At 34.8% G+C, this 11,655-nt stretch carries 10 protein-coding genes and 1 other annotated feature; all 10 genes read right to left on the reverse strand.

Annotation, left to right across the window (positions count from 1 at the left end; genetic code table 11):
* Positions 1–19: 19 nt before the first annotated feature.
* The 10 genes from Q5O86_RS09665 to Q5O86_RS09710 all read right to left on the reverse strand — a co-directional run bounded on the left by Q5O86_RS09665 (position 20) and on the right by Q5O86_RS09710 (position 11,566).
* Entirely contained in the window at positions 20–862 is an 843-nt protein-coding gene (locus Q5O86_RS09665; protein ID WP_302626941.1) for an Rpn family recombination-promoting nuclease/putative transposase, read from the reverse strand.
* 193 nt (positions 863–1,055) lie between these two features.
* The gene (gene pheT / locus Q5O86_RS09670; protein WP_302626942.1) at positions 1,056–3,473 is read right to left on the reverse strand and encodes a phenylalanine--tRNA ligase subunit beta; all 2,418 of its coding nucleotides are present in this window, start codon (positions 3,471–3,473) and stop codon (positions 1,056–1,058) included.
* 14 nt (positions 3,474–3,487) lie between these two features.
* Positions 3,488–4,507: a phenylalanine--tRNA ligase subunit alpha gene (pheS, locus tag Q5O86_RS09675; protein ID WP_302626943.1), complete on the reverse strand. Its 1,020-nt coding sequence runs from the start codon at positions 4,505–4,507 to the stop codon at positions 3,488–3,490.
* Between the two features lie 167 nt (positions 4,508–4,674).
* Positions 4,675–4,902 (reverse strand) — a binding site (T-box leader).
* Between the two features lie 57 nt (positions 4,903–4,959).
* Complete coding sequence (locus tag Q5O86_RS09680; RefSeq protein WP_302626944.1) at positions 4,960–5,760, reverse strand: hypothetical protein; 801 nt, start codon at positions 5,758–5,760, stop codon at positions 4,960–4,962.
* On the reverse strand, positions 5,717–6,742 hold the full coding sequence (locus Q5O86_RS09685) for a hypothetical protein (RefSeq protein ID WP_302626945.1): 1,026 nt from the start codon (positions 6,740–6,742) through the stop codon (positions 5,717–5,719). Before Q5O86_RS09685 ends, Q5O86_RS09680 begins: the two co-directional genes overlap by 44 nt.
* Positions 6,739–7,374, reverse strand: a complete 636-nt coding sequence (locus Q5O86_RS09690; protein ID WP_302626946.1) for an ABC transporter ATP-binding protein — start codon at positions 7,372–7,374, stop codon at positions 6,739–6,741. Before Q5O86_RS09690 ends, Q5O86_RS09685 begins: the two co-directional genes overlap by 4 nt.
* Positions 7,375–7,407: 33 nt before the next feature.
* Positions 7,408–8,301 (reverse strand): hypothetical protein, encoded by an 894-nt coding sequence (locus Q5O86_RS09695; RefSeq protein WP_302626947.1) that lies wholly within the window; start codon positions 8,299–8,301, stop codon positions 7,408–7,410.
* Entirely contained in the window at positions 8,294–8,914 is a 621-nt protein-coding gene (locus Q5O86_RS09700) for a hypothetical protein (protein ID WP_302626948.1), read from the reverse strand. The genes Q5O86_RS09695 and Q5O86_RS09700 overlap by 8 nt, the downstream gene beginning before the upstream one ends.
* A gap of 9 nt (positions 8,915–8,923) precedes the next feature.
* Positions 8,924–10,489 (reverse strand): DUF6034 family protein, encoded by a 1,566-nt coding sequence (locus Q5O86_RS09705; protein WP_302626949.1) that lies wholly within the window; start codon positions 10,487–10,489, stop codon positions 8,924–8,926.
* 57 nt (positions 10,490–10,546) lie between these two features.
* Positions 10,547–11,566: a C39 family peptidase gene (locus Q5O86_RS09710; RefSeq protein ID WP_302626950.1), complete on the reverse strand. Its 1,020-nt coding sequence runs from the start codon at positions 11,564–11,566 to the stop codon at positions 10,547–10,549.
* Positions 11,567–11,655: the final 89 nt, after the last annotated feature.

The following is an 11,655-nucleotide window of genomic DNA, read 5'->3' on the forward strand; positions in this document are numbered from 1 at the left end:
GGAAACTCCCCATTCCTTTTTAAATTAAACTGTATTCTTTTAAAAGACTTTGTTGATATTCTTCATCCTCTACAGACTTTTTTAAATCATCCAAACGACCATCCATAATCAGTTTCTGATTCAATTGATTAATCAATTTACTTCCTTCGACTCGACCTTCTGCTCGACCTTCCGCTCGACCTTCTGCCAGCCCTTCCTTTCTAGCAGCTCGTTTTTCGTCTCTCAATAGCAATTCCATGTACATATATTCTTTTCTCCATTTCTTACTATCCTTAATACTCTTTACTTCTTTTTTAAGTATAGCAGAAAATTCGCCGTTCGTAAACTCGCCGTTTATACAATTCAAAAACTCTTTCAGAGCATTACTTACTTCTCCTCTACTCCCTTTTGAGTTTAAAAAGATTGTTGTAGTCCCATCTTCTAATTCTATATTCTCAGAAGAATTATTATAAGAATTAGCTGTAAATACATATTTATAATAACCTTTTTTAAAAATATCGAATGTACAAATAAAAATAACATAGCTATGATTTAATGCCTCATATTCATTTCCCTTTTCCAGCAAATCCAAATCTATTAAATCATGATAATATCTGCTTCTTTTGGGAAGATTGTCATTCTCTGTATTTTGTACCTCTACATTATAAACTACATCCTCTTCATCTTTTACATATACATCCAAACGTATTCCTTTTGCGTCACCACGAATCTCTATTGTCTTCTCATAAGCAGTATAATCAATTTTTACTACTTCTTTACCAATAATCTCAGACAAAATCTTTTTACATAGTTTTTCATTGAGCATAACTTTCTGAAATATGTAATTATCAGCCAAATTAAGCTCTTCCCACTTTTTACCCAAAGGCATTCCTCCTAAAATATATTCCCAGCTAGGTAAAACAAAGGCACCTTTCATATTTATTATATATATTATTTACTTTTTTGTCAATAATTGTATATGTGATATTTTACATTTATTACGATACATTAATTGTTTGATAAAAAAGAGATTAACCAACTGACAGTTAACCTCTTTTACTTTTAAAACTATTATATTATCCTCTAAGTTGTATTCCCAACGCCTCAAGACCATTTAAAATTTTCTTCATTGCTCCTGCAACATCATTCTCTTCTAATGTTCTATCTTTTGCCCTGAATACAATAGAATAAGCCACTGATTTATAACCAGCCTCTATCTGGTCACCCTCATAAATATCAAACAACTTATAACTCTCTAATATTTTTCCTCCCCTCTGTTCAATCACAGCTTCAATTTGACCAACTAATACTTTCTTTGGAACTACCATAGATATATCTCTAGTCACAGCCGGGAATTTTGCAATCCCCTCATACTTTTTATCAAATGTTGCCATTTGATAAATATATGGCATATCAATAACCACAATATATACTCTTGACTTTATATCATAATTATCAAGAACCTGAGGATGTACTTCACCGAGATATCCAATCACAGTATCATTGTATATAATATTTGCCTGACGTCCCGGATGGAGAAATGGCTTTCCTGACTCAGCATCATAACTTACTTTTTTCTCAATTCCTACCTGACCTAAAAATTCTTCTACAACACCTTTCATTGTAAAGAAATCTCCTTCACCATAAAAACCGAGCGTAAACTGCATTCTCTCGTCCGGAAGGTCTGTCACCGGAACCTCTTTTGGAAGATAAATATTTCCCATTTCAAATAGTCTTACATCTTTATTTCTTCTATTATAATTTGTAGCAAGAGATGTAAGCATACCGTGTAACGGTGTTGTCCTCATTACACTAAAATCTTCTCCGAGTGGATTGGAAATAGTCACTGTTTTTCTCAACTCGCTGTCAGATGGCAATAACAGCTTATCAAACACCTTAGGGCTTTCAAAAGAATATGTCATTCCCTGCGAAAATCCACAATAAAGAGCTACACTTCTTGCAATTTCATCTATTCTTAATTTATATGATAATTTGCCTGATGTTGCCTCACCACTAGGAAGTGTTGTAGGTATTCTGTCATATCCATAAAATCTTGCAATTTCTTCTGCAATATCACACATTCCAATCAAATCCTGTCTGAATGTAGGAACTGTAATCATTTTTGTCTCTACATTATATTTTAACTCCAGCGCCGGGAAATAAGAAACCATTTCTTCCTCGGTTAAATGAAATCCTATTAAATTATTTACATAATCCGAGTCAAATTTTATTGTTCTCTCTTTCCTCTTTTCCGGATAAACATCTACAATACCTTTTACAACTTCCCCTGCTCCAAGTTCTTCGATTAACTGGCACGCCCTGTTAATTGCCGCCTCTGCATTATTCGGGTCAAGTCCCTTTTCAAACTTTCCGGATGCATCCGTTCTGAGACCAACTCTTTTTGATGAAAGACGAATATTTGTACCATCAAAACAAGCTGCTTCAAACAACATGTCCTGCACACTGTCTGTAATCATTGAGTTTTCTCCACCCATAATACCTGCAAGACCTACTGCTTTCTCACCGTCACAAATCATGAGCATTTCGTTGTCTAAGCTACGCTCCTGTCCATCTAACGTTACAAACTTTTCTCCATCTTTCGCCCTGCGGACAACAATTTTATTTTCCGCAATTGTTGACAGGTCATATGCATGCATCGGCTGCCCGAACTCCTCCATAACGTAGTTCGTAATATCTACTAAATTATTAATTGGTCTGATACCGCAGGCACTCAACCTTCTCTGCATCCATTCGGGTGATGGCGCAATCTTAACATTTTTGACTACTCTTGCGCAGTAACGTGTACATAAATCTGTATCCTGTACTTCAACCTTAATGTAATCATTTACATCTCCAACAGTACCAACTGTTTTTACTTCCGGAGCTATAAATGGCTTTTTAAAAGTAGCCGCCGCTTCTCTCGCAATCCCAAGGACGCTATAACAATCTACTCTATTAGATGTGATTTCATATTCGAATACGGTTTCATGAAGTCCCAAGACTTCTATGGCATCCGCACCTACCTCTACATCGTCATCAAATACATATATTCCGTTTTCCGGTGCTTCCGGATAAAAGTCTCTTGTAGAGCCGAGTTCTTCAATAGAACACATCATACCATTTGATTCTATTCCACGAAGCTTACCCTTTTTAATCTTAATTCCACCCGGAGTTTTTGAACCATCATGTCCTCCAGCGACTCTGCCACCATCTAATACGACCGGTATTTTTTGTCCTTCAGCTACGTTTGGTGCCCCTGTCACAATCTGAATTGTTTCCTCTCCAATATTTACCTGACAGATAACCAATTTGTCTGCATCCGGATGTCTTTCTATTTTTTTAATTTGTCCAACGACAATCTTATCAATATCGGCATCTAATCTTTCAAAACCTTCACACTTTGTTCCTGACAAAGTCATTGCATCCATATACTCCTGATCCGTACATTCCAAGTCAGGAACATACGCCTTAATCCATGACAATGGTGTATTCATTTTTATTCCCTCCTTTAAAACTGTCCTAAGAAACGGTCATCGTTTTCATATAATAATCTCATATCATCAATCTCATATTTCAACAGTGCAATTCGTTCTAAACCAACACCAAAGGCAAACCCCTGATATTCATTTGGGTCAATTCCACCCATTTCCAGTACATGTGGATGAACCATACCACAGCCCAAAATTTCAATCCAACCCTCTCCTTTACAGAAACGGCAACCTTTACCTCCACATTTAAAGCAGGTAACATCTACCTCTGCACTTGGCTCTGTAAATGGGAAATGATGTGGTCTGAATTTAATTTTTGTTTCTTCACCAAAAAGTTCCTTGGCAAACTGCTCCAATGTTCCTTTCAAGTCTGCAAAAGTGACATTTTTGTCAATCACAAGCCCCTCAATCTGATGGAATGAGGGAGAATGCGTCGCATCTACCTGGTCAGAACGAAACACTCTTCCCGGTGAAACAATCCGAATTGGCGGCTGTGAGTTTTCCATTACTCTTGCCTGTACAGATGATGTCTGTGTTCTGAGTACAATATTTTTATTAATATAAAATGTATCCTGTTCATCTTTTGCCGGATGATTTGCCGGAATATTTAACGCTTCAAAATTATAATAGTCAAATTCAACCTCCGGTCCCTCTACAACTTCATATCCCATGCCGATAAAAATTCGTTCCAGTTCTTCAAGCGCTAATGTATTCGGATGTTTATGTCCCACTTTATTTTTCTTTGCAGGAAGTGTTACATCAATGACTTCAGCCTTCAGTTTTGCTTCTCTTGCTTTCGCCTCAAGCGTAACTTTTGCCTCTTCCATCTTTTCTTCAATGGCCTTTCTCGTATCATTCACAAGCTGACCAACTTTTGGTCTGTCTTCTGGTGCAACATTTTTCATTCCCTTAAGCACCTCTGTCAACTTCCCTTTTTTACCGAGAATCTCAACCCTGATATCATTCAGAATATTCATATCTTCGGCATCTGTAATCTTTGCAATCGTCTCATCTTTAATTGCCTGTAATTTTTCTTTCATGATATTTATCCTTTCTTAAAATTGATTCTATTTATTATTTAGCAAACTAATTGCATTTTCCGCCGTAGCGAAGCGAGGGGGACTTTCCTATTCCTGAGGAACATTTTTATTATATTAGGAAATTCCTTGGAATTTCCTAATATAATAAAAAAGCCCCTGCATAAACATGCAGGGACGAAATATTTCGCGGTACCACCCTTATTTTTACAGATATTATATCTATAAACTCTCATTAATGTTTAACGCACACCAAACGTCACTTACTACTATACTTTCACAAGTGCAGCTCCTGTGAGAAATTCAATGATTACCGTTACCTAAAAGACCTTTCAGCCGCTGAATCTTTCTCTCTAAAAGAATAGTAATCATCTACTATGCACATTCCTTGCCTTTATACAATGAAGATATTCTAACACACTTAATTTTTAGTGTCAACAATAGAATCTAAACCATTACAAATCCAAACTATTATTTTGCTTCCTCCACATTGACCAAAATAAAAGTATCACCGTACCGCACAGTCCACCGATTATTATATGATATTTCACTTTAAGAAGTTTTAAGTTAACAAAATGCTCCATCTCCCGAATAGTATTTACATTTTGAATCATAATACCCAAATCCTCTATTTGTTTTTCCATGCTCCCATTGAAACTCCTTTTTGTAATCAATGCTCTTACTCTACAATTACTCTCCGAAAAATCAATTGCCTTTCCACACCGCAAAGCAATTTTTTTACCGGATAACAATTCATTATCCATCCTCACAAATTTAGCAATTCCTCTTTCTCCTTCTCCTAACTGATATTCTGCCTGAAATTCCCTCCCTTTTTCTTTTTTTCTATCCTCCATTTTCTCAATCATTGCATTATATGCTTTTGATGACAAATAAAATATTTTCATTCCGCTGCTGGCTTTTATTTGATACACTTTTTTTAAATATTCCTCTGAAATATAGCAACACTCTATTTGTTCCCCATTTCCGGAAATATTAACCGTTAATTCATTCCCTCTTTGAATCCCTGCATATTGTACTCCATCAATCTCCAGCAGATTTTTAATAATTTCCGAGCTGCCTTTAGTCAAATCTGCCTCCAAAATATATTCTACAGGTTTATGTAATTCAGAATAGATAGAAATTCCCTCATACATAGCGTTTCCTAACATGAAGCAGCCTAATATAAAAATAATCAATATTATTTTTATCATATCATTCTGTTTCCTGAGTTTTAGAAATTTCTTCAATTTTCCCATGCCTTTCTCCATTCTTTCTGATAATACCGGAAATTCCAATCCCCACAAAAATGCAGAGTATTCCTCCGATTACTGACATAATAATCCACCACTGACCTTCCTTGTCATCTTCCTGCTCTTTTTGCTCTACAGACAACTTTTGAATTTCTAGAGAAAATTTCTTTTTTAACTTTGCTTTTTTTCCCGACTCGCTCTCATAATAATATGTTACCACCCCATTTGTCACACCATAAGGTTCTCCTTTTTTCATACTTCCAACTATCACCTGTGTATTTCCACTGCCCCTTGCTCCGGCTTCAATATCCCCTATGTAAATTGTTCCTTTCGTCACCAATCCATCCGCCTTAATTTTTGCTCTTACATTACAAATCTTTCCTCTTCCTAAATTCATAGCATTAACCTGGGCTTCTATCGTGTCGCCAACCTCTGCTTCTGAAGCTATAATCAAATCATCAAACTTTATTTTAGCTTTTTGATTCACATTCACCTTTACTTTTCCGTCTTCATTATAGGTATTTCCATCTTTATCTGCATAATCCATCGTAAGTGCCAATTCATACTGTCCGGGCGGTGTATTTATCTTTGTCTTAAATTGATAAGAAACTATATATCTTCCCCCTGCATAAATCTGTGGAATATAAATACTATCCGTTTCACTTAATAATTGCATATATTCATTCTCAATCGCAGCAGTAACCATCATATTCTTCACTGCTACATTCCTGCTTGTGTTAACTAATGTAATTTGAACAATAACTTTATCTCCTGCATTAATTACTTTTTTGGAAAACTGATAAGACTCCACCATAATCTTCGGCTCGAAAGTGGGCTGCACCTGAGCGGGACCACTATTCCCACTACTTCCATTCCCTGCTGCATTATCTCCAGTTGCAGCCGAATCGTCTGCCCAAATGTTACAGTACATAATTTGCAGGCTCAACATCAATATTATAATTCCAATAATTTTTTTCAATATTTTCATTTCCATGCTTCCTCCATTTCGTGTACTTCATCACATAATTCTTCAATATCTGCCGCATTATGACTTGCCAATAAAATTGCTTTACCCTGCATTTTTATCTCTTTTAATAATTTTCTCATCTGCAATACTCCTGTTTTATCCAAACCGTTAAACGGTTCATCCAATATTAATATTTGAGGATTTTCCATAATCGCCTGAGCAATTCCAAGCCTCTGCCGCATACCAAGGGAATATTTTGACACAGGTTTTCTCATTTCCGGATTCAGACCAACTTTATGTAACACATCCTTGATTTCTTTTTTTCCTATCTTCCCTTGAAGTGAAGACAAAATCTTTAAATTTTTATAACCACTCACATTAGGTAAAAATCCCGGTGTTTCGATAATTAATCCTAAACTATTCGGAAAATCACATCCATGTCCAATATGCTGACCATTTACAAAAATATTCCCTTTATCAGGATGCATAAAGCCACAGATACATTTCATCAATACAGTTTTACCGCTTCCATTATTTCCTACAATTCCGAAAATGTGTCCCGGCTGTATTTCAAAACTTACATCCGTTAAGACAGCTTCTTTTCCAAAAGATTTATAAACATGCTCTACAATAATTCCCTGATTTTTTTCCATTATTTTCTCCATTTCACGAATCTTACTCTTCTATTATTTTTGTGTTCCCGTAAAATTAAAAGAATACTTTCGTATCTTCCAAAGTGACAACAGGAATAATATCAGACTCCCTGCCACAAAAAACAGATACGATGTCCATAGTTTTGGCAAATTGTCATACCCAAAATTATGCATATAATAAGTTGCATGATTCAGAGGAGACAACCATCCAAAAGCAATATTGGCTATTGCCATCCGCTCTTTTGAAATATGAAACCATGCTGCAATCACATCCGGTGTAAGCAAAAATCCAATTCCACTAAACACAATCCCTCCAATGATTCCCCCTTTTCTCTTCCACAAATTTAGAAACAATATTAAACTAACCATAAACAGGGCATATCCAATCATTAATCCAAAAATATGTAATGTACAGGTATAGGGATATGATATTTCCATCACTTTTACAAAAGACGGCACAAAAATGTTTGAACCAATATCTGAATATCCCAAAACAGCAGCTGCCTGACTCCACATATTTGTTGTAAATGCGTTTTCCATTGATAACATGCAGGTAGACAACAATATAAAAATCATATATATCATAGTTGCCATAACCAAATAAAGAATCTGACCAAACATCCAAATCATTCTGCTGGTCCTGACCAATAAAAAAGGAACCTGGTTGTTTAAATCGGGCATATACCCAAACAATAACAGCAGACATAACGAAATTAAAAGCACCGAAGTTGCATCACCAAATGTCCATATAAACGGCTCTAAAATCTGAAGAGACATATCACTATTCTTTGCAAATTCCATCGCTTTATCTGAGAGCAAAAAACATACAACAAATCCCAGACAGAATGTCATGATAATTTGCGGATTGTTTTTCCATTGGCGAAAATTTTCTATGGCTATTATCCAAACCTGTTTCATTTTATACATTTTTCAGACACCTCCCAAGAATACAGTAATAAATAAATGCAAAAATAAGTGTTATCCCTGATACCAAAATAATAATTCCCATTTTATCAAATATCCAAATATGTTCCGGTTTTATCCACTCATAAGGATAGAGACAATAATAATCTTCAAAATATCTCTCGTGCAGAATCACTAAAATATAATACACAACGAAAGGTCCCCCATAAGCGATGTATCTGCTGTTTGACCAAGCCGCAAGCATTGCCGCTAAGACAGCCCAAAGTATTCCGGATACAAATATCAATTCAAGATTTATTTCACTTTCCTTATCGATTTGCATATAAATCCAACAGCCTAAAAATTCTACACTCCCTCCGCTAATGCCGCAGGCAAATAATTTTGCCCAAATATATTGTGTAAGATTACATCTTGGAATATATTCTTTTATATATCCACTCTGATATTCCATAAGCCATGTAGTAGAATAAGGAAATGTCGCCAAAACAGGAATACTAACCTTAAATAAGTCCGAATCTTCCCCTGATACCAACAGGATAATCAGCTCTAATATTACACCCGTGATAAATGGAATTGAAACAACTGCCCTTTTCAAATCCGTTTCAAAACTATTCAAAACTCCCTCCTAGTATCCTACTTTCTTATCAATAATCGTTCCATCTATTGCATTCACTGTAAGTATACTTTCCTCTTTATCTGTGTTTAACTTTGTTTTTTGTGAATAAGATTTTGTACCAATAAATTCCCATACAGGCACAAGCAATCCCGTATCAAAACTATTCGCCTCGCTAATTCTCATATATCTTAAAATAACCTGGTTTACTTTTATGGTAATTTTCTCTTTTTCTTTTTGGTCTTGTGCATATGCAGTGACAACCATATTTTCAAATATTTTCTTGATTTGTTTAAAACTTTTTAGATTTGAATTTTCAACGACAGTTTCTGTAATCTCGTTTGGTGAATTATAATTAAAAGTGACGATTCCCTGATTATTAATGCAAAATTCAACACTTTCCCCAGACCACATTTTTTTTACAAAACTATTATTTTTTCTATCCTCAGAATATTTTGCACCACTCTCATTATTTACCAACACTCCATTAATGTTTCTTAAATATCTTAAAATCCACACTTTTCGATATCCTGCCTTTTCTCCTTTTGGAGCAAAAGTCTCACAATAAAGTCCTTTATCGTCACACTGATAATCCCCAAGACCAACATTCTTTAAAAATTTTTCTGCAATATCCTTTGCCATTTCTTCTGTCAATGTATTTTCTTCATTCTTATATTGATAAAACTGATTTGGCATATCAAACCCAAGATCCTCCTGCCTCGGCTCTCTATCTGCCGGCCACAACCCGGCATTTGTATCCATACATCCTTCCTGTCCTTTAACAACTGCACCATAAATATCATTTTCTACAACATTTTTGCTGCGGAAAAATCTCAATACATTGCCATAATTTTCATTGTTCTGCACATACAAAGCAAGATGCTCTCCATCTTTTCCATCGGATACTCCATAATAAATTTCTCCATTTTTATTTAAATCATATGCCCAACTATAAAACGTATTTTCTTTATCTCTGTTATATAAATCCTTTACTTTTTCTATTTTTCCATTCGATTTATATTGCTCCCATGATACATTATCCGGTGCACTTTTATATTCTTTTTCTAACTCTGAGAGAGACGCTCTGTACTCTTCTTCATATACTTCTGTATCCTCTCCTGTTTTATCTATTTCTGCATACCACGCTTTTAATTCCTGAATCTCTTTTTCAACTTCTTCCTTTGTCTTTATATTGGTTACACATCCATCATATAAAGTCTGTTGTATGTTTAATTCTTTTTTCACCTTATCAAGAAAATTCTGGTCAATTTTCTTTTGTTTAACCCTGACCACAGACATCTGTTTTTTCTTTGGAATATCTACTTTTGCATTAGCCTCCACTGTAACCCCCAACTTATCATTTGAAAAATTATTCTTATAAGAAGTATATTTTTCTGCCATAATATCTGCCTGTTCTTTTTCATCTCCGGTTTTCTTTGCCTGTTCAATCATCTTGTCCAAATTCTTATTTTTTACTACTGCATCCTCCGGCGCCTTTTGACAGCCTGTAAAAATAATAGTTGCTGCTACTCCCATTGCCGTTACTTTTCTAATCACATTTCTCCTTTTTAAACGCATTACTTTATCCTCCATTTCAACATCCTTAAAACTTGTCTCTTACTCTTCTAATTTGTACTAATAAATTACAACTGCCATTTTATGGTACTGTCTGTTTCTTTTTTGAATTACTTTCATAGAATACTCCCGGATTCCTTTTGCCGGATTCGCTATAATCAGCTTTTTTCTCTTTTTATTAAAACCAATGACCGTCATACAATGTTCATTAGATTTCCAATAATACATTTTTCCGTTAATTTTCCATTTACCTGTAACTTTTGGGCTTTTGTCTAAATCATATGTTGTCCATATACAAACAGGATACCCTTTGGCAACATATTTACATATCTTTGAAATACTACTGCCGGTTACGTCATACGCCCTTAATTTGGTATTTTGTTTTTTCAAATAGCTATTTGCTGTTTTTGTAAGCCCTGGTGCATAAATCCCCAATCCTGATTTTGAAAAAGGATTTCCAATAAAATAATTATAGAAATCTCCAGGAATCTCTCTTTTTTCCATATATTTAGATGCCATTGTCTCTTTACTTACCTCAAACCCATGAAAATTTAAAACCATCGTTAATGCCGTCGCTTCACATCCTGTAGGCAAACTGGGGTACTGGCACAAATACTTTATGGGTAGCATAATTTTTTTAATATTTACTTTTTTTGCCTTATATCTTTTCTGATAAACCTTTTTTCCATCTACTATTTTCCATGAAATAACCCGATAATATTTTTTACCGTTTTTCACCAAACGATAAGACCGGTATTTATTTCCTTTCATTGTTTTAAAATATTTCCAATTTGCCTTTTTATGTTCTCTTATCTGTATTTCATACCCCTTCGCCTCAGTATCTTTTTTCCAAGTAAGATAATTCACTCCCCGCTCTGTTTTTAAATAAACTTTGAATTTATTACTTTTCTTTAATATTTTTCGTTTATTCGTTGTACTTTTCACATTTACCTTATCTGCATTTACATCTTTGTTTATTTCCTCACCTTTCTCCGTTCCCAAAACTTCTGTTCTTCCTCCAAAAGCCAATAGCTCTCCAAATATCAACAAACACAATATACCTTTACTTATATTTTTCATTTGTCCACTCCTTGAATTTAACTCCTTGAAAAATTTTCTATATAAAAAGAAATCCATGTTAGAAATCCCTTACAGGAAATATCCTAACA

This window comes from uncultured Eubacterium sp. (assembly GCF_937958975.1).
In the GTDB taxonomy this organism is placed as follows: Bacteria; Bacillota; Clostridia; order Lachnospirales; family Lachnospiraceae; genus Eubacterium_G.